The sequence below is a fragment of the Rhodococcus sp. 3258 genome, from assembly GCF_031456475.1.
Lineage (GTDB): Bacteria > Actinomycetota > Actinomycetes > Mycobacteriales > Mycobacteriaceae > Rhodococcoides > Rhodococcoides fascians.
Genome location: NZ_JAVDUT010000006.1, coordinates 1 through 18,593, shown reverse-complemented (window position 1 = coordinate 18,593; position 18,593 = coordinate 1). Strand labels below are relative to the sequence as shown.

General features: G+C 64.4%; 19 protein-coding genes. 11 read left to right on the top strand and 8 right to left on the bottom strand.

The window, feature by feature from the left end:
* The first annotated feature begins 27 nt into the window (after positions 1 to 27).
* Positions 28 to 1,242 (top strand): glucose-1-phosphate adenylyltransferase, encoded by a 1,215-nt coding sequence (gene glgC, locus J2X62_RS18685; protein WP_027498053.1) that lies wholly within the window; start codon positions 28 to 30, stop codon positions 1,240 to 1,242.
* A gap of 61 nt (positions 1,243 to 1,303) precedes the next feature.
* Here glgC and J2X62_RS18680 read toward each other — a convergent pair whose 3' ends face one another.
* Positions 1,304 to 1,915, bottom strand: a complete 612-nt coding sequence (locus tag J2X62_RS18680; RefSeq protein WP_032365496.1) for an O-methyltransferase — start codon at positions 1,913 to 1,915, stop codon at positions 1,304 to 1,306.
* A 239-nt stretch (positions 1,916 to 2,154) separates the two neighbouring features.
* On the opposite strand from J2X62_RS18680, the gene sigE reads away from it, so the two are divergent.
* The 4 genes from sigE (at position 2,155) to tatB (ending at position 5,197) form a co-directional block, all read left to right on the top strand.
* Complete coding sequence (gene sigE, locus J2X62_RS18675) at positions 2,155 to 2,781, top strand: RNA polymerase sigma factor SigE (RefSeq protein ID WP_045840779.1); 627 nt, start codon at positions 2,155 to 2,157, stop codon at positions 2,779 to 2,781.
* 16 nt (positions 2,782 to 2,797) lie between these two features.
* Positions 2,798 to 3,124 carry a hypothetical protein gene (locus J2X62_RS18670; protein WP_032365497.1) on the top strand — a complete coding sequence of 109 codons (327 nt, stop codon included), beginning with the start codon at positions 2,798 to 2,800 and terminating at the stop codon, positions 3,122 to 3,124.
* 84 nt (positions 3,125 to 3,208) lie between these two features.
* Positions 3,209 to 4,714, top strand: a complete 1,506-nt coding sequence (locus J2X62_RS18665) for a trypsin-like peptidase domain-containing protein (protein ID WP_310182512.1) — start codon at positions 3,209 to 3,211, stop codon at positions 4,712 to 4,714.
* 18 nt (positions 4,715 to 4,732) lie between these two features.
* The gene (tatB, locus tag J2X62_RS18660; protein WP_167327612.1) at positions 4,733 to 5,197 is read left to right on the top strand and encodes a Sec-independent protein translocase protein TatB; all 465 of its coding nucleotides are present in this window, start codon (positions 4,733 to 4,735) and stop codon (positions 5,195 to 5,197) included.
* A gap of 160 nt (positions 5,198 to 5,357) precedes the next feature.
* Here the strand turns inward: tatB and J2X62_RS18655 are convergent, their stop codons facing one another.
* The 6 genes from J2X62_RS18655 to J2X62_RS18630 form a co-directional block, all read right to left on the bottom strand.
* The gene (locus J2X62_RS18655) at positions 5,358 to 6,131 is read right to left on the bottom strand and encodes an amino acid ABC transporter ATP-binding protein (protein WP_051365249.1); all 774 of its coding nucleotides are present in this window, start codon (positions 6,129 to 6,131) and stop codon (positions 5,358 to 5,360) included.
* Complete coding sequence (locus J2X62_RS18650) at positions 6,128 to 7,585, bottom strand: amino acid ABC transporter substrate-binding protein/permease (RefSeq protein ID WP_027498046.1); 1,458 nt, start codon at positions 7,583 to 7,585, stop codon at positions 6,128 to 6,130. Before J2X62_RS18650 ends, J2X62_RS18655 begins: the two co-directional genes overlap by 4 nt.
* 91 nt (positions 7,586 to 7,676) lie before the next feature.
* A complete protein-coding gene (locus J2X62_RS18645) occupies positions 7,677 to 8,813 on the bottom strand; it encodes an Mrp/NBP35 family ATP-binding protein (protein WP_032365383.1) in 1,137 nt (378 codons plus the stop codon).
* A 70-nt stretch (positions 8,814 to 8,883) separates the two neighbouring features.
* The gene (locus J2X62_RS18640) at positions 8,884 to 9,756 is read right to left on the bottom strand and encodes a lytic transglycosylase domain-containing protein (protein ID WP_032365384.1); all 873 of its coding nucleotides are present in this window, start codon (positions 9,754 to 9,756) and stop codon (positions 8,884 to 8,886) included.
* A 125-nt stretch (positions 9,757 to 9,881) separates the two neighbouring features.
* Positions 9,882 to 10,412 carry a DUF1003 domain-containing protein gene (locus J2X62_RS18635; protein WP_045840756.1) on the bottom strand — a complete coding sequence of 177 codons (531 nt, stop codon included), beginning with the start codon at positions 10,410 to 10,412 and terminating at the stop codon, positions 9,882 to 9,884.
* A 20-nt stretch (positions 10,413 to 10,432) separates the two neighbouring features.
* Positions 10,433 to 11,707 carry a magnesium transporter MgtE N-terminal domain-containing protein gene (locus J2X62_RS18630; protein WP_027498042.1) on the bottom strand — a complete coding sequence of 425 codons (1,275 nt, stop codon included), beginning with the start codon at positions 11,705 to 11,707 and terminating at the stop codon, positions 10,433 to 10,435.
* A gap of 60 nt (positions 11,708 to 11,767) precedes the next feature.
* Here J2X62_RS18630 and J2X62_RS18625 point away from each other — a divergent pair, with 60 nt between their 5' ends.
* The 6 genes from J2X62_RS18625 (at position 11,768) to J2X62_RS18600 (ending at position 17,778) form a co-directional block, all read left to right on the top strand.
* Positions 11,768 to 12,724 (top strand): CoA ester lyase, encoded by a 957-nt coding sequence (locus tag J2X62_RS18625; protein WP_032390318.1) that lies wholly within the window; start codon positions 11,768 to 11,770, stop codon positions 12,722 to 12,724.
* Between the two features lie 97 nt (positions 12,725 to 12,821).
* Positions 12,822 to 13,310: a general stress protein gene (locus tag J2X62_RS18620; protein ID WP_027498040.1), complete on the top strand. Its 489-nt coding sequence runs from the start codon at positions 12,822 to 12,824 to the stop codon at positions 13,308 to 13,310.
* 196 nt (positions 13,311 to 13,506) lie between these two features.
* Entirely contained in the window at positions 13,507 to 14,829 is a 1,323-nt protein-coding gene (locus tag J2X62_RS18615; RefSeq protein ID WP_027498039.1) for an ABC transporter substrate-binding protein, read from the top strand.
* Positions 14,826 to 15,770 carry a carbohydrate ABC transporter permease gene (locus J2X62_RS18610; RefSeq protein ID WP_027498038.1) on the top strand — a complete coding sequence of 315 codons (945 nt, stop codon included), beginning with the start codon at positions 14,826 to 14,828 and terminating at the stop codon, positions 15,768 to 15,770. The genes J2X62_RS18615 and J2X62_RS18610 overlap by 4 nt, the downstream gene beginning before the upstream one ends.
* Positions 15,770 to 16,603 carry a carbohydrate ABC transporter permease gene (locus J2X62_RS18605; RefSeq protein WP_027498037.1) on the top strand — a complete coding sequence of 278 codons (834 nt, stop codon included), beginning with the start codon at positions 15,770 to 15,772 and terminating at the stop codon, positions 16,601 to 16,603. Before J2X62_RS18610 ends, J2X62_RS18605 begins: the two co-directional genes overlap by 1 nt.
* A 5-nt stretch (positions 16,604 to 16,608) precedes the next feature.
* Positions 16,609 to 17,778: a sn-glycerol-3-phosphate ABC transporter ATP-binding protein UgpC gene (locus J2X62_RS18600; RefSeq protein ID WP_310182492.1), complete on the top strand. Its 1,170-nt coding sequence runs from the start codon at positions 16,609 to 16,611 to the stop codon at positions 17,776 to 17,778.
* A gap of 38 nt (positions 17,779 to 17,816) precedes the next feature.
* On the opposite strand, the gene J2X62_RS18595 is transcribed toward J2X62_RS18600, so the two are convergent.
* Positions 17,817 to 18,593, bottom strand: a 777-nt coding sequence (locus tag J2X62_RS18595) for an IS30 family transposase (protein ID WP_310182490.1), incomplete at its 5' end; no start/stop codon positions are given.

Below are 18,593 nucleotides of genomic sequence, written 5' to 3'. Positions count from 1 at the left end.
TTCTCTCGGTGCGGATAGGTTGGGTGGGTGAGGACACAACCGCACGTACTAGGGATTGTGCTTGCCGGCGGAGAGGGTAAGCGCCTTTACCCGATGACCGCGGACCGAGCCAAGCCAGCCGTTCCCTTCGGGGGCGCCTACCGACTCATCGACTTCGTGCTGAGCAATCTCGTGAATGCCGGTTACCTCCGGCTCTGCGTGCTGACTCAGTACAAGTCCCATTCCCTGGACCGCCACATCTCGCAGACGTGGCGACTGTCGGGTTTCGCCGGGGAGTACATCACTCCGGTCCCGGCACAGCAGCGTCTCGGCCCCCGGTGGTACACCGGCAGCGCCGACGCCATCTTCCAGTCGCTGAACCTGGTGTACGACGAGGACCCCGAGTACATCGTGGTCTTCGGTGCCGACCACGTGTACCGAATGGATCCGGAGCAGATGGTGCAGCAGCACATCGACTCCGGCGCGGGCGTCACCGTCGCAGGTATCCGGGTTCCGCGTAGCGAGGCATTCGCGTTCGGCTGCATCGACTCGGACGAGAACGGCAAGATCACCCAGTTCCTGGAGAAGCCGGCGCAGCCGCCCGGGACCCCCGACGACCCGGACGTCACGTATGCGTCGATGGGCAACTACGTGTTCACCACCAAGGTGCTCGTCGATGCCATCAAGGCGGACTCCGAGAACTCCGACTCCGACCACGACATGGGCGGCGACATCATCCCGGCGCTCGTCGAAGCAGGCGTGGCCTCGGTCTACGACTTCAACGACAACGTCGTTCCCGGTGCCACCGAACGCGATCGCGGCTACTGGCGAGACGTCGGCACCATCGACGCCTTCTACGACGCCCACATGGACCTCGTGTCGGTGCATCCCATCTTCAATCTCTACAACCGCCGCTGGCCCATCCGCGGATCGGCCGAGAATCTGCCGCCCGCCAAGTTCGTGCAAGGCGGCCTCGCTCAGGAATCCGTCGTCGGTGCCGGCTGCATTCTCAGCGCCGCCACCGTCCGCAACTCGGTACTGAGCTCGAACGTCATGATCGACAGCGGCGCGACCGTCGAAGGCAGCGTCCTGATGCCCGGAGTCCGGATCGGCAAGGGTGCCGTCGTTCGGCACGCGATCCTGGACAAGAACGTCGTCGTCGGTGACGGCGAAATCGTCGGAGTCGATCTCGAACGCGATCGGGAACGCTTCAACGTCAGTGCCGGGGGAGTCGTCTCCGTCGGTAAGGGCGTCTGGATCTAGAGCAGAGCCTGCGGCATGTGAGTGGAAGTTCGTAGCGTGCTACGGATTTCCACTCACATGGTCACGCCCGCGACGCGCAGATCAACCCGTCGCCCAGAGGGAGCAGCACCGTCGTCAGGCGCTCGTCCTCGGCGATGGCTCGCGCGGCCGATCGAACGGCCACCGCAGTTGCGTCTCGTTGAGTCGGATCTGCAACCCGTCCACCGAGCAATGCGTTGTGCAGCACCAGAACTCCGCCGGGGCGTAGCAACCGCACACTCTCGGCGACGAAGTGCGGATGGTCCGCAGGGCTGGCGTCGATGAACACCAGATCGTAGGTGTCGTCGGCCAATCGGGGGAGTACGTCCAACGCCCAGCCGTTGATCAGCCGAGTGCGGGACGGCGCGATTCCCCCTGCCCGGAATGCTTCTCGCGCTGCCCGCTGGTGTTCGGGCTCGGTGTCGATGGTGGTCAGCACACCGTCCGCTCGCATCCCGTCGAGCAACCACAGGCCGCTGATTCCCGCGCCCGTTCCGATTTCGACGACCGTCTTCGCGCCGAGCATCTGAGTGAAGATGCTCAGGATGGCACCGACGGACGGTGGCACCGGAGCGGCACCGAGGTCGACGGCTCGCTCTCTGGCTGCGATCAGAACCTCGTCCTCCTGAGCGGAGTCTTCGGCATAAGCGAGCATCTTCTCGGCGTTGGTCGGCACGTCCCGAGGTTATCGTGCCCGGGGCTCGATCTCACGCACACATTCTCAGGTGGGCCTCAGGTGATTCATACCGGACCCACACGCGGGTCGGTCAGGCTATGGAGGAATCGCAGGTCCGTCTCGATTGCGAAGTGTGAGCTGGAACATCCGAGGGTAGTCGTCGGTTGCATCAGAAGGACGTACGCAGTCCTGAGCAGGAGGATCCAACTATTTACAAGATCAACGGCGATCGCGACATCGCTCGTCTACCCGAGTCCGTGCCCACCCCCGACGACCTCAGCGGCACCGCAGTGTTCGATGCGACCGGCGAGAACTCCACCATGCCGTCCTGGGACGAGCTCGTTCGCGAACACGGCGACCGCGTCTACCGACTCGCGTACCGTCTCTCCGGTAATGCCCAGGACGCAGAGGATCTGACTCAGGACACCTTCATCCGCGTGTTCCGCTCCCTGTCGAACTACCAGCCGGGAACGTTCGAGGGCTGGCTGCACCGCATCACGACCAACCTGTTCCTCGACATGGTTCGTCGCCGCAGCCGTATCCGCATGGAAGCACTGCCCGAGGACTACGACCGCGTTCCGTCGGACCGGCCCAACCCCGAGCAGATCTACCACGACGCTCGCCTCGACCCGGATCTGCAGTCTGCGCTCGATTCGCTGGCACCCGAGTTTCGCGCCGCAATCGTGTTGTGCGACATCGAAGGACTGTCGTACGAAGAGATCGGTGCGACACTGGGCGTCAAGCTCGGAACGGTTCGTAGTCGCATTCACCGTGGCCGTCACGCGCTACGGGAGTACCTTCGAGTGCACGGGAAGGTCGACTCGGGTCACGCAAGTGTCCACTAGCTACGAGGAGGGTTGGATGACGCAGGCACGCAAGCCTCGGCAATTCAGCTCCACCGAACATCTGGCCAGTGAAGCCGTCGCAGCCTACGTCGATGGTGAACTACGAATGCCCGCTCACCTCCGCGCCGCTCACCACCTCTCCGAATGCCCGGAATGCTCGGCCGAGGTCGAGGCGCAGCAGCAGGCGCGTCGAGCGCTCCGCGGAGCAGGCGAGATGTCGATGCCACATTCGCTCCTCGGTTTGCTGAGCCAGATTCCGTCCTGTGCAGGCGAAGACGGGCCCGCTCGATCCAAGCGGTCGTTCATGGCGTCCGTCGAGGCCGTGCGCCGTCGTCGACGCTGACCGCCGCGTTTTCTGCCCGACGAGTCCTCACCTGCATCGAGCTGCCCCGACCGCTCGAGTGATACTGAACTCTCACACCGACGTATGCGAGGGGTAACCGGACGCGTGACATCGAATTCGACCAGCACCGAGACCACAGGCACAGCAGACGAAGGTCCACGGTTGCCGCCGCGTCCGGTCCATCGACCCACCGTCGATCCGGTGTCGGCCTCGGTGTTCGGACGTCCCGATGACGTCGGCGGTTCGTTCTCCCCACGTCGCCCCGACGAACAACTGCCTTCCCGGCTGTCGGTCCGGCCGCCGGACCCCGTCTTGGCCGAGGCCTTCGGACGTCCCGACGACGCCACCGAGTCATTACAGCGCGACCCCGACGCCGTCGACGAGTCCGACGCCGGCCCCCAGGTTCCGGCCGATCCGTGGCGTGATCCCGCGTCCCGAGTGTCGCTGGGCGGCGCGGCCCTCGACACCCCACCACCTCCTGTACTCCCTCCTGGAACCAAGCTCGGCGTGCGCGACGTCTTGTTCGGGCGATCGGTATCCGTGCGGGCGCTCGTCGTACTCGGTATCCTGGCCCTCGTCATCGGCTTGGTCGGTGGTCTGTTCGGCCGGCTGACCGCCGAAGTGACCGGCGCTCTGACCAGTCAGAAAGTGACACTGACTCAGTCCAGTGGCGACGACGTCCCACGCGGCCAGATCAGCAAGGTGGCCGACGCGGTCCTGCCGTCGGTCGTCTCCATTCAGGTGACCCTCGGCGAGACCGGAGGCACCGGCTCGGGCGTCGTGATCGACGCCGACGAGGGCTACATCGTGACGAACAACCACGTGATCTCGCTCGCCGCATCCGACGAGGACAAGTCGACCCTCGAAGTCACCTTCTCCGACGGCACCAAAGTGCCCGGACGCATCGTCGGCCGCGACACCAAGACCGACCTCGCCGTGCTCAAGACCGACGTCGGCAACCTCACCGAGGCTCAGCTCGGACGCTCCGACGACGTCCGCGTCGGCCAGGACGTCATCGCCGTCGGGTCGCCGCTCGGCCTGAACAAGACGGTCACCTCGGGCATCGTCAGTGCGCTCGACCGCCCCGTCGCGCTGTCGGGGGAGGGCACCGACACCAACGCCGTCATCGACGCGGTACAGACCGACGCAGCCATCAACCCGGGTAACTCCGGTGGCCCCCTCATCGACTTCGAAGGTCGCGTCATCGGCATCAACTCCGCCATCCGAAGCGAGAGCGGCGGATCGGTGGGACTGGGCTTCGCGATACCCGTCGACGAGGTCACCGAAGTAGCGCAGGCCCTGATTCGGGACGGCGTCATGCGGCACCCGGATTTCGGGATCAACGCGCGTTCGGTGATCAACGAAACCTCGGCCGGCGCAGAAGTTGCCAACGTCCGGGCCGGTGGGCCGGCCCAGCAAGCCGGAATCGTCGAAGGGGACGTCATCACCAAGGTCGGCGACCGCTCGGTGGGGGACGCGGACGAGCTCGTCGTCGCGGTGCAGGAAACCACGATCGGCCAGGCGGTGCCGGTGCAACTCGTCCGCTCCGGACGGCTGGTGGACCTGTCCGTCACGCCGGTTTCCGACTGACGACGTAGGCTGGCACCCGTGTTCGGCAACATCGGTTGGGGAGAGCTCGTCATTCTCCTCGTAGCAGCTCTGGTCATCCTCGGCCCGGATCGTCTCCCCGGTGCCATCAGCTGGGTGTCGAAATCGCTCCGCCAGGTCAAGGACTACGCCAACGGCGCGAGCCAACAACTCAAGGACGAGCTCGGCACCGACTTCGAGGACCTGCGTAAGCCCCTCGCCGACCTCAACCAACTCCGCGGCATGACACCCCGAGCCGTGATCACCAAACACCTGCTCGACGGCGACGACTCGGTCTTCAAGAACCCGCTGGACGACACCTTCAAGGGCAAGCCCTTCGACACCAAGCCCAAGAACATGGGCGGACCGACGCCGCAGAACGGCGTGTCCTCGGGCAGTACATCCGGGGGAGCCGTGTCGATGAGCAAGAACGAACCGAAACTCGCGGCGGGCGATACCCCGCCCATCGACGCGGACGCCACGTAGGCATAGCCCCAACCGGCCCGACGAACCACCCAGTCTGCAGGCTGCGCCCGCCCGACCGCTGCGCCCCCCGTCGGATGAATGTGGGATTCAGTCGCTCTGAGTGCAACAAAGGCGCATTGATCCGCGGCGGGGCGGGCGGCAGGAGCGGGCGGGCCAGGGGCTAGAGCACCTTGTTCAAGAAGTCCTGGGTGCGTGGGTTCTGCGGGTTCCCGAACAACTCGTCGGGTGTTCCCTCTTCGACGATGACGCCCTCGGCCATGAAGATCACTCGATCCGCGACTTCACGCGCGAAGCCCATTTCGTGGGTGACGACCACCATCGTCATGCCGCCCTTGGCGAGGTCGCGCAGTACCTGCAGAACTTCGCCGACCATTTCGGGGTCCAGGGCGCTGGTGGCTTCGTCGAACAGCATGATCGACGGGTTCATGGCCAGTGCTCGCGCGATGGCGACGCGCTGCTTCTGTCCACCGGATAGGTTGGCGGGCTTGTAGTCGGCCCGCTCGGACAGTCCTACCTGTTCGAGCAGCTGCAGGGCCGCGTCCTTGGCCTGCGACTTCGTCATCTTCTTGGTTTCGACGGGTGCAAGCATGACGTTCTCGAGGGCTGTCATGTGCGGGAAGAGGTTGAAGTGCTGGAACACCATGCCGATGTTCTGGCGCACCTTGTCCAGGTCCACGTTCTTCGCCGTCAGGTCGGTTCCGTCGACGACGACCGACCCGGCGGTGATGTCTTCCAGCTTGTTCAAGCAGCGCAGGAACGTGCTCTTGCCGGAGCCGGACGGTCCGATCACGCAGACCACTTCACCGTTGGCGATCTCGGCGTCGATGCCCTTGAGAACCGTGTTGTCGCCGAACGCCTTCTGCAGGGCCTTGATCGAGATCTTCGTTCCCGGACCTTTGTCGACCGGCAGGTCCTTGGTCAGTTCGGTGCTCATTTGTTGATCCTCTTCTCGAGCCGGTTCGACAGCTTGGTGAGAGCCATGATGATGATGAAGTACAGGACGCCGACGATCAGCCACATGTTGAACGACTCGAAGTTGCGGGCGATGATCAGACGACCGGTCTGCGTCAGCTCGGCGAGGCCGATGACCGAGAGCAGCGACGTGTCCTTGAGCGTGATGACGAACTGATTGATGTACGACGGGATCATCGTGCGAATTGCCTGTGGCATCACCACTTTTCGCATCGACTTGAGGTAGCTGATGCCGAGGCTGCGCGACGCCTCCATCTGGCCCTTGTCGACGGCGAGGATGCCGCCGCGGACGATCTCGGCCATGTAAGCACCGGCGTTGAGCGAGAGTGTGATGATGCCTGCGGTGAACGCCGACATCTGAAAGTTCAGTGCCGCGGGTACGCCGAAGTAGATGAAGAATGCCTGCACCAGAAGTGGTGTGCCACGGAAGATGTCGACGTAGGTGGTTCCGATGCCGCGGAGCACGATGTTGGTCGAGACGCGGAACAGGCCGAAGATTCCGCCGAGTACCAACGCGATGGCGATGGAGATGACGGTCAGCACGATCGTGAGCCACAGACCCTTGAGCAGCAACTGCCAGCTGCTGGCGATCAGGCCGGGGATCGAGGTGTCGGCGGTGGACGCGTCGGCGTTGAGGTAGGTGTCGAGAATTTCGTCGTACTGGCCGTTGGCGCGCAGGTTTTCGAGGCCGGTGTTGAACTGGTCGAGCAACTGGGCGTTGGTGCCCTTGGCGACGGCGAATCCGTAACTGGCACCGGCTTCTTTCTCGGTGACCGTTTTGAAGCCGTTGCCCTGGGTGATGCCGTAGGCGAGCACCGGGTAGTCCTCGAAGGCCGCTGCGGAGTTTCCGGTACGCACTTCCTCGAACATGGTCGCGGAGTCGTCGAAGCTGCGGATGGTGAAGCCGTACTGATCGGCGATCGACGTCGCGAACGTTGCACCCTCGGTGCCGTTCTTGACCGCGACGGACTTACCGCGCAGGTCTTCGTAGCCCTTGATCTCGTCGTTCGAATCCAGAATTGCCATCTGGACACCGGAATCGAAGTACGGATCGGAGAAGTCGAAGGTGGCCTTGCGCTCGTCGGTGATCGACATGCCGGCGATCATTCCGTTGAACTGGCCGCTCGTGACGCCCTGGAGTGCGGTGTCGAATCCGACCTGCTCGACGGTGTAGTCGAAGCCCTGGTCGACGGCGATGGCCGCGAGCAGGTCCATGTCGATTCCGACGAGTTTGCCTGTCTCGTCCTGGAATTCGAAGGGCGCGAACGTGGTGTCTGTCGCGATCGAATAATTCTGGGCAGGCGGGGCAGGTTGTGCCGACGCCAGCGCGGGACCGAGTACGGATCCCAGCAGGGTCATCAGCAGTGCGATCAGTACCGGAACGACGACCGGCCTGACCCGATGCGGCTTCTTCATGAAGGCCACTCTCTATCGACAGTAGGATTGAAGGCAAATCATAAGGCTCCAACCCTGTTCCCCGCGTCGTTTGTCGGGTATAAGCGCCTGCTTACAGTTTCCGAGTGGTGTCGATTCCCAGCGACATTCCCACCAGTCCGCGCTCGCGCACCGCAAGTTTTCCGGCGACGGCCTCGAGCGCTTGTGCCGCAGGCGAATCCGGGTGGCCCAACACGATCGGAGTGCCGGCGTCGCCGCCTTCACGGACGGCGGTGTCGAGCGGAATCTGGCCCAGCAGAGGCACCTTGGCACCCACGGCCTTGGTGAGGCGATCCGATACGTCCTGTCCGCCACCGGATCCGAAGATATCCATCCGGGTACCGTCGGGCAGCTCGAGCCATGACATGTTCTCCACGACGCCCGCGACGCGCTGACGCGTCTGCAGTGCGATCGCTCCGGCGCGCTCGGCGACCTCGGCAGCGGCTTGCTGCGGGGTGGTGACCACGAGGATCTCTGCGTTCGGAATCAGTTGTGCGACAGAGATTGCCACGTCGCCGGTGCCGGGCGGAAGGTCGAGGAGCAGCACGTCCAGGTCGCCCCAGAACACGTCGGCGAGGAATTGCTGCAAGGCCCGGTGCAGCATGGGTCCGCGCCAGACGACCGGGGTGTTGCCCTCGGTGAACTGAGCGATCGAGATGAACTTCACGCCGTGCGCCTGCGGCGGCATGATCATCTTCTCCACCTGCGTGGGTCGCGCGTCGTTGCCGAGCATGCGGGGAACGGAATGGCCGTAGATGTCGGCGTCGAGCACACCCACCGACAGGCCGCGGGCGGAAAGGGACGCGGCAAGGTTGACCGTCACGCTGGACTTGCCCACGCCGCCCTTGCCCGACGCCACCGCGTACACGCGCGTCAGCGATCCGGGTTGCGCAAAGGGAATGACCGGCTCGGCGGAATCGCCGCGCAGGGACTTGCGCAGTGCGGTGCGTTGCTCGTCGTTCATCACGTCGAGTTCGACCGTCACGGTGCCGACTCCGGCGACGTCGGCGACGGCGTTCTTCACGCGATCGCTGATCTCGGTCTTCATCGGGCAACCGGAGGTCGTCAAGTAGATGCCGACGCCGACGGCTCCGTCGGGGGCGATGTCGATGCTCTTGACCATGCCGAGGTCGGTGATGGGTTTACGGATCTCGGGGTCGATGACCTTCGTCAGCGCGGTCCGAACGTCGGATTCGGTCAGTACAGCCATTGCTTCATGCTATGCGGTGCACCGAGTCCCGATGAACAGCAGGGCAGCTCGATCTAGTGCTGCGTTGAATTCAGTGAATCCGCGGCAGCTGGTCCGAGGAGGGCACGATGCCGGTGGCGTAACCGGCCGACCATGCGAGCACGTTCGCCACGTAGGCCATCGAATTGTTGTAGCGCAGGATTGCCCGGGTGGTCGAGGCCAGGTCGCGGGCGTTGGTGCCGTCGTCGCACAGGTACATGCCGGTGGCCAGGGCCGCGTCGTACAGGTTCTGTGGGTCGGAGACTCCGTCGCCGTTGCCGTCGGCGTGGTAGAGGTTCCACGTAGAGGGCAGGAACTGCATCGGGCCGACTGCGCGGTCGTACTGGGTGTCGCCGTCGAGCGCGCCGCCGTCGGTGTCGCGAATCACCTGATTGCCGGCGAGGGTGCCGTTGAGAACCGGTCCGAGAATGGGCTCGTGCAGTTCGCCCGAGTCGTCGACCTTGCCGTTGTTGGCGTGGGTGGATTCGACGCGGCCGATGCCGGCGATGACGGTCCAGCTGATGCCGCAGCCGGGCTGCTGCTGGGCCAGGATGCGTTCGGCGTTCTTGTATGCAGAGACGTTGACGACCGGGATCGCGATCGGGCTGACCGCAAGGTTGGTGGGCAGCTCGGGTGTGGGCGGGATCTCGGGAGCCGGGGCGGGCGCGGGGACCGGGGCGGGTGTCGGCAGCTCGGCCTGAGCCACCGGCTGCGCCTGCTGGTCCTGGGCGATCGCCTGCGGGGTCTCGACCACGGAGTTCGATTCCTGTGCGGCCGGGGCCGTCTTGGCGGTGACGAACGGGATGTATTCGGTGGCTCCGGCGCTGGTCGCGGCCGTGACGAGTCCTGCGGGGACGAGGCCTGCCAGAGCAATCACCGAGTTCCGTCGAACCTTGGAATTCGATGCTTTTCTGTGACGACCCACGCGCGCTCTACCTCCTGATTTCCCCGGATGATCTCCGGGGCCCGACCTGATGACCGGGATCGAGGGTACCTGATTCGAGACTGTTCCGTTATCGGGCCGTTACCAGGCGCGGAGGGGTGCGCGGTTTATTGCGGGTCGGTCTCGCCCGACGCGTCGTCGGCCAGGCGTGCGGCCGCTTTCTTGCGCGCCTTCTTCGGTGCGTTGGCGGGTTGACCCGTCGCTTGTTCCAGCAACGCCCTGATGTCGTCGAGTTCGCGGCGCAGATAGTCACGGGTGGCGACTTCACCGACGGCGATACGCAGAGCTGCGAGCTCCCGCGCGAGGAACTCGGTGTCGGCCTTGGTCTGCTGAGCCCGCGACCGATCCTCTTCGAGAGAGACGCGGTCGCGATCGTCCTGCCGATTCTGGGCGAGCAGGATCAACGGCGCGGCGTACGCGGCCTGCGTCGAGAAGGCGAGGTTGAGAAGGATGAAGGGATACGGGTCCCACTGCAGATTGACGGCCACGACGTTGAGGAAGATCCAGACGATGACGATGCCGGTCTGAATCGCCAGATAGCGTCCGGTGCCCAAGAACCTGGCGGCTTTCTCACCCGACTTGCCGAGATCGAAGTCGAAGTTGACGTTGAACAGCCGCGAACCGCGCGGCGTGTCCATTCTTTGGCGTGCTGTTTCTTTCACTGTCCGGCCACTTCCTGATCTCGCCAGTCCTCGGGCAGCAGGTGATCGAGGACGTCGTCCACGGTCACGGCCCCGACCAGGTGGTCCTCGTCGTCGACCACCGGGCCGCAGACGAGGTTGTACGTCGCGAAGTACCGCGTCACCGCGGTCAGGCTGTCCTCGGGGGACAGCCGCGGGAGTGCGCTGTCCACGACTCCGCCCACCAGACTCGCCGGGGGTTCTCGCAACAGTTGCTGCAGGTGAACACAGCCCAGATATGGGCCGGTCGGTGTTGCGGTCGGCGGCCGCACCACGAACACCAGTGAGGCCAGCGCAGGCGTCAGGTCGGGGTTGCGTACCCGAGCGAGGGCCTCGGCCACCGTCGTCGACGCGGTGAGGATCACGGGCTCGGGCGTCATCAGACCGCCGGCGGTGTCGGGGGAGTGCTCGAGCAGGCGGCGGACCGGCGCGGAGTCCTCTGGATCCATCAGTCGCAGAAGCGATTCCGCTTCGGTCTCGGGTAGCTCGCCGAGGAGGTCGGCGGCGTCGTCGGGGTCCATGGCCTCGAGCACGTCGGCACCACGGTCGACTCCGAGGTAGTGCATCAGCTCCACCTGATCGTCGTCGGGCAATTCCTGGACGACGTCGGCGAGGCGCTCGTCGTCGAGGGCCCGCGCCACCTCCATGCGGCGCTTGACGGGCAGCTCGCGCATCGCATTCGCCACGTCGGCGGCGCGCAGGTCCTCGAACTGCATCAACAGCTGCGCCACACCCTGGTCGGGCATCGACAGTTCGTTCTGCGTGAGCCCCTGCACGTGCTGCCAGTCGACGACGTGGATGGCACCGCGTCGCGCAAGGCGTTGGCGCTGCTTACGCACCGCCACGCGTGCGACCTTCCAGTCTCGAGTTCGGGTGAGCTCGATGCCGAGATCGACGACGACGGAATCGGTGTCGTGCAACTCGTCGAGCTCGGGATCGTCGACGCGCACCTTGGAGTCGAGTATCTGCGCGAACACCAGAATCTCGTTCGCGCGCTGAGTGAATCGGCGCAGACTGACGTTTCCGGTGGTGAGCTGAACGGAGTTGGGCTCGATGCTGGTCACTCGCAGCATCGGGACGAAAATTCTTCGGCGCGTTGCCAATTCGACCACGAGTCCGAGGACTCGCGGCTGTGCCCTGCCCACGCGCATGGAGACCACCACGTCGCGCACTCGCCCGATCGATTCGCCGTCGGGGCCCAGGACGCCGAGGCCGGCGAGCCTGGCCGCGAATACCTTGCTCAGTGCTGCCATGATGGCAAGGTTAGAGGCAGGGCAATACAGCGGGTGAATCAGACAGGGGTAGTGCTTTCGATGGGTGCTTCGGGATTGCGTCGATCGGTACTGGCCGTTCCGGGCAGTTCGGACAAGATGATCGCCAAGGCCAAGGGCCTGCCTGCCGACGCGATCTTCCTCGATCTCGAGGATGCCGTCGCGCCGATCGCCAAGGTCGAGGCCCGCGCACGCATCGTCGACGCGTTGAACTCCGACGGGTGGGGCGATCAGCTCAAGGTCGTGCGCGTGAACGACTGGACGACGCAGTGGACGTACGGCGACGTCATCGACGTCGTTTCCGGGGCGGGTGGAAATCTCGACGCCATCCTGTTGCCGAAGGTCGAGTGCGCGGCGCACGTGCAGGCATTGGATCTTCTTCTCACTCAACTCGAGAAGGAGCACGGTCTCGACGTCGGGGCCATCGGCATCGAACCGCAGATCGAGAGCGCACGCAGCCTGCGCAACATCGACGAGATCGCAACCGCGAGCCCCCGGGTGCAGACGTTGGTGTTCGGGCCGGCCGACCTGATGGCGAGCGTCAACATGCGCACCCTCGTCGTCGGAGAACAGCCGGTGGGATACGACACCGGCGACGCCTATCACCACATTCTGATGACGATCCTGCTTGCGGCTCGGACGCACGGATTGCAGGCGATCGATGGCCCGTACCTGCAGATTCGCGATCTCGACGCGTTTCGCCGGGCCGCGGGACGGACGGCCGGCCTCGGGTTCGACGGCAAGTGGGTGCTGCACCCGACGCAGATCGAGGCGGCCAACGAGATCTTCGCGCCACGACAGGACGATTACGACAAGGCCGAGATGATTCTCGACGCCTACGAGTTCCATACCTCGGCGGCGGGCGGCGCTCGCGGTGCGGTGATGCTCGGCGACGAGATGATCGACGAGGCGAGCCGCAAGATGGCGCTGGTCGTCTCGGCGAAAGGCCGCGCGGCCGGTCTGACACGCACGACGACGTTCGAGCCGCCCACCTCCTGATCCAACCCGTGTTCGCGACAGAACAATGGGTGTGACGGTGCCGGAGCGGAGCCTGCAGAAGCGACCGGAAAAGTCCGTTTCGGGGCACAATGGAGTCATGACCAATCCCCTCTCACAGCCGGGCCGCCCAGGGCAAGGACTGCCGACGCCGCCGTCCGGTTGGCCCATCGGTTCCTACCCCACCTACGCCGAGGCGCAGCGCGCCGTCGACTTCCTCTCCGACGAGGAATTCTCGGTACAGGACGTCACCATCGTCGGCGTCGATCTGATGCAGGTCGAACGCGTCCTCGGCCGCCTCACCTGGCCTAAAGTCATTGGTGGAGGCATTGTTTCGGGAGCGTGGCTCGGGGTTTTCCTCGGCCTGGTCCTCGGCATCTTCAGCGAGAACATCTTCGGCGCTCTGCTCATCGGCGTCGGCGGCGGCATCATCTTCGGTTTGATCTCGGCGTCCATTCCGTACGCGGCCACCAAGGGGCAGCGTGATTTCGCGTCGAGCATGCAGTTGGTCGCCGGACGTTACGACGTCATCTGCGAGCCTCGGACGGCGGAGAAAGCACGGGACCTGCTCGCCAAACTGTCGATTTGATCACACCGGTTGGACGACCAGGCAACCGACAGGTAACGGAATAGCCCCAAATCGCCCTCGAGGCCAGTGAGTTCGGTTACGTTTCTCTCGTGCACGGCAGTGCCGACACAAGGGCTGCGCGAGTAACCGAACGTACGGAGGCGGGACAGTGCCGAGACATCGTGGTCGTAGGCGTGGGAAAGCAACGAGGATAGGGGTGTTGGCGGCAGCGGCTCTGGTGACGAGTCCGTTGCTCGCAGCGTGTGGTTCGTCGGACAGTTCGGTTCCGGTTCTGAGTTTCTACACTGCCGCAGACGGCGCAGAGCAGTACGCCGCTGCGGCACAGGTGTGTTCGGACGCCTCCAACGGCCGGTATCGAGTGGAGCAGCGAACACTGCCCAAGAGTGCCAACGATCAGCGCCTGCAGCTCGCGAGGCGTCTCGCCGGAAACGACAAGACGTTGGATCTGATGACGCTCGACGTCGTCTGGACCGCCGAATTCGCCGAGGCGGGATGGGCATTGCCCGTCCCGGACGACCTGTCGGCGAAGCTGCGCGACGGGTCGACCCTGGAAGGTCCGCTCGCCACTGCGGAATGGCAGGACCAGCTCTACGCCGTTCCGCTCAACTCCAACACCCAGTTGCTCTGGTACCGGCCCGACGAGGTGCCGGGCGGCACCCCGCCGCAGACGTGGGATCAGCTGATCGACGTGGCCGAGGCCAACGCGGCCGCCGGTAAGCCCGCTCAGATCGGTGTGCAGGCCAAGCAGTACGAGGGCTTCATGGTCTGGTTCAACTCGCTGCTCGAGAGCGCGGGTGGGTCGGTGGTCGCCGAAGACGGAACGACGGTGACCCTCAACGACACTCCCGAGCACCGCGCCGCCACCGAGAAGGCCCTCGAGATCATCAAGCGGGTGGCCACGGCCGACGGCCGCGATCCATCGGTCTCGCAGAGCGACGAGGCGACAGCTCGACTCGGGATGGAGTCGGGGCGGATGGCCTTCCAGGTCAACTACCCGTTCGTGCTTCCCGGCCTGAAGGAGAACGCCGTCGCCGGGGCAGTGTCGTTCCTCGATCTGGCGAATGTGCCTGCCGATCAGCAGGATGCACGCATCGCCGAGGTCTTCCGCAGTGCTCCGTACCCCGAGGTGAACGCGGGGGAGCCCGCCAAGGTCACCATCGGCGGCTTCAACATCGGCGTCGCGAAGACCACTCAGCACGAGGACCTCGCCTGGGAAGCCGTCGAGTGCCTCACCAACCAGGAGAATCAGCGCAACAACGCCGTCAACGGCGGCGTGCCCCCGGTGCTGAAGTCGCTGTACTCCGATCCGGAGTTCCAGGCCGTCTATCCCGCATGGGAAGGGGTGCTCGGTTCCATCGAGTCCGCGGCAGTGCGGCCCGTTTCGCCTGCCTACCAGAGCATTTCGATTCTGTTGACCGATGCCCTCAACCCGCCGCAGAACATCGATCCGGTTGCCGACGTGGACAAGCTCGCAGAACTGGTCAGCAAGGCCGTCAATTCCGAAGGGTTGATTCCATGAGCGATCCCACCGAATCGCAGCCGCAGCCCGCCGATCGGCAGGCGGCTCTGAAGAACATCTCCGACGGTAAGAAAGCCGAACGACGCCTGGGATTGCTCCTCGTCGCACCCGCGGCGATCCTGATGCTCGCGGTCACCGGCTACCCGATCGTGTACGCCTTCTGGCTCAGTCTGCAGAAGTACAACCTCGCGTTCCCCGAGGATCGCCAATTCGTCGGCATCTCCAACTACGTGACCGTGCTGTCCGACGGCTACTGGTGGACGGCATTCGGCGTCACCGCCGGCATCACGATCATCTCGGTGATCATCGAGTTCATCCTCGGTCTGGCAGTGGCTCTGGTCATGCACCGCACCATCTTCGGCCGCGGACTCGTCCGCACCGTGGTGCTCATTCCGTACGGCATCGTGACCGTCGCTGCCGCGTACAGCTGGTACTACGCCTGGACCCCGGGCACCGGCTATCTCGCCAACCTGTTGCCCGACGGCAGCGCGCCGCTCACCGAGCAGTTCCCGTCGCTCGCGATCGTGGTTCTGGCCGAGGTGTGGAAGACGACCCCGTTCATGGCTCTGCTGCTGCTGGCAGGCCTGGCTCTGGTGCCCGACGATCTGCTCAAGGCCGCCGAGGTGGACGGAGCGGGTGGTTGGACGCGGCTGATGCGGATCACCATTCCGTTGATGAAGCCGGCAATTCTCGTCGCGGTGCTCTTCCGCACGCTCGACGCGTTCCGCATCTTCGACAACATCTACGTCCTCACCCGAGGGAGCAACGAGACAGGATCGGTGTCGATTCTCGGTTACAACAACCTGTTCGGCGCGTTCAACCTCGGACTCGGGTCGGCGATCAGCATCCTGATCTTCTTCTGCGTCGCGATCATCGCGTTCGTGTTCATCAAGTTGTTCGGTGCCTCGGCACCGGGATCCGACGACGGAGGCCGCAAGTAATGACCACTGTTACGCCTCGCAAGAAGGTCGGTTGGACGGTCGTCAACGTCCTCGTCCTCCTCTACGCGCTCGTTCCGTTGGCGTGGATCATCAGCCTGTCGTTCAAATCGACGGCCACGATCGCCGACGGAAAGTTCATCCCGCAGTCGTTCACTCTGGAGAACTACAAGGGCATCTTCTCCACCAACCAGTTCACCTCGGCGCTGGTGAACTCCATCGGAATCGGGTTGATCACCACTGTGATCGCCGTCGTGATCGGCACCATGGCCGCGTATGCCGTTGCCCGGCTGGACTTTCCGGGCAAGAAGCTCCTGGTCGGTGCGGCTCTGCTGATCGCGATGTTCCCCCAGATCTCGTTGGTGACACCGCTGTTCGACATCTCGCGCTCGCTCGGGCTGTTCGACACCTGGCCGGGTCTGATCATCCCGTACATCACCTTCGCGTTGCCATTGGCGATCTACACCCTCTCCGCGTTCTTCCGCGAGATCCCGTGGGAGCTGGAGAAGGCAGCGAAGATGGACGGAGCGACGCCCGCACAGGCTTTCCGCAAGGTCATCGCCCCGCTGGCAGCACCCGGCATCGTCACCGCGTCGATCCTGGTGTTCATCTTCGCCTGGAACGACCTCCTGCTCGCCATCTCGCTGACGGCGACGGAACGTTCGGTCACCGTCCCGGCGGCCATCTCGCAGTTCACCGGTAGCTCTCAGTTCGAGGAGCCCACGGGATCGATCGCGGCAGCCGCCGTCGTCATCACGATCCCGATCATCATTTTTGTGCTCTTCTTCCAACGACGTATCGTGGCGGGCTTGACGTCCGGCGCAGTGAAGGGATAACCGTCATGGCCGAAATCGTTCTCGACAAAGTCACCAAGCTCTACCCGGACGGCGCCGCTGCCGTCAGCGACGTCGACATCACCATCGCCGACGGCGAATTCATCATCCTCGTCGGACCGTCCGGCTGCGGAAAGTCCACCACGCTCAACATGATCGCCGGGCTGGAGGACATCTCGTCCGGTGAGCTGCGGATCGCGGGGGAGCGCGTCAACGAGAAGGCGCCGAAGGATCGCGACATCGCGATGGTGTTCCAGTCCTACGCGCTGTACCCGCACATGACGGTCCGGCAGAACATCGCCTTCCCGCTGACGCTCGCCAAGCTCTCCAAGACCGAGATCAACGACAAGGTCGAAGAGGCTGCCAAGATCCTAGATCTCAGTCAGCACCTCGACCGGAAGCCCGCCAACCTCTCCGGTGGTCAGCGACAGCGAGTTGCGATGGGACGCGCCATCGTTCGCACCCCCAAGGCCTTCCTGATGGACGAGCCGCTGTCCAACCTCGACGCCAAGCTGCGAGTCCAGACGCGCGCCGAGATCTCGCGGCTGCAGAAGCGTCTGGGCACCACCACCGTCTACGTCACGCACGATCAGACCGAGGCCATGACCCTCGGCGACCGCGTCGTGGTGTTGCGCGGCGGGCTGGTGCAGCAGATCGGTTCTCCGCAGGAGCTCTACGACAAGCCGCGAAACCTGTTCGTGGGCGGCTTCATAGGATCGCCCTCGATGAATTTCGTTCCGGGACAGCTCACCTCGAACGGAGTGTCCACGGCCCTCGGCGACATCGAGATCCCGCTCGAGCGAATGGACGCGATCAAGGCCAAGAACCCGGGCCGCGAGGTGGTCGTCGGTATCCGTCCCGAGCACTTCGAGGACGCGGCACTGATCGACGGCTACCAGAAGATGAGCGGTGCCACCTTCACCGCAACCGTCGACGTGCTCGAGTCCATGGGCAGCGACAAGTACGTCTACTTCACGCTGAAGGGTGCCAAGGTCGAGTCCAGCGAACTCCAGGAGCTGGCCGCCGATGCCGGCATCGGCGATCTCGGTGGCGCACAGGTGGTTGCGCGTCTGGCAGCCGAATCCAAGGCCGCCGAGGGTGGTCAGGTGGAATTGTGGTTCGACCCGGGCAAGATCTCGGTGTTCGACCAGGCGTCGGGTGCGAACCTGACAATCTGAGCGGCTGCGCCGCATGTGAGCGGAACTTCGTGACGGGTTCACGTGGTCGTCGCAACGAGCAGTCGTTTGTTGTACTCCTCGAGTGGAGTATCCCATCCCAGGGTTTTTCTGGGGCGGTTGTTCAGTAGAGCGGCGACCTCGTCGAGCCGTTCGGGACCGTGCACCGACAAGTCGGTGCCCTTCTTGAAGTACTGACGGAGCAGACCGTTGGTGTTCTCGTTGGTGCCCCGCTGCCACGGGGAGTGCGGATCACAGAAGTAGATCTGCACCCCTGTGGCGACGGTGATCTCGGCATGCTTGGCCATCTCGCCACCTTGATCCCAGGTGATCGAACGCATCAGTGCCGCAGGCAGTTCCGCGATCTTCGCCGTCATCGCCTCGGCCACCGACGCCGCCGAATGATCGATGGGCAGATGCAGCAGCATCACCAACCGCGAGGTCCGCTCGACCAGTGTCCCGATCGCCGACCCGCCCTTGGTGCCGATGATCAGATCACCCTCCCAATGGCCGGGAACGTTGCGGTCGGCGACCTCGGCGGGGCGTTCGGAGATGTTGATCATCCCGCGGATTTTCGATCGCCGTTCGGTGGTACGGCGATGCGCGAGACGCACCGGCCGGCCCGTCCGAAGATGCCTGGTCAGCTCCTTGGTCAGGCCACCTTTGCTCTGAACGTAGAGGGTCTGATAGATCGTTTCGTGCGACACATGCATCTCCGGCGAGTGAGGAAATTCCTTCCTCAGTGTCGCCGAGATCTGCTCGGGCGAGTAGTCCAACTCGAGCAGCGCCTGCACCCGATCGCGCAGCAACGGCGTGAG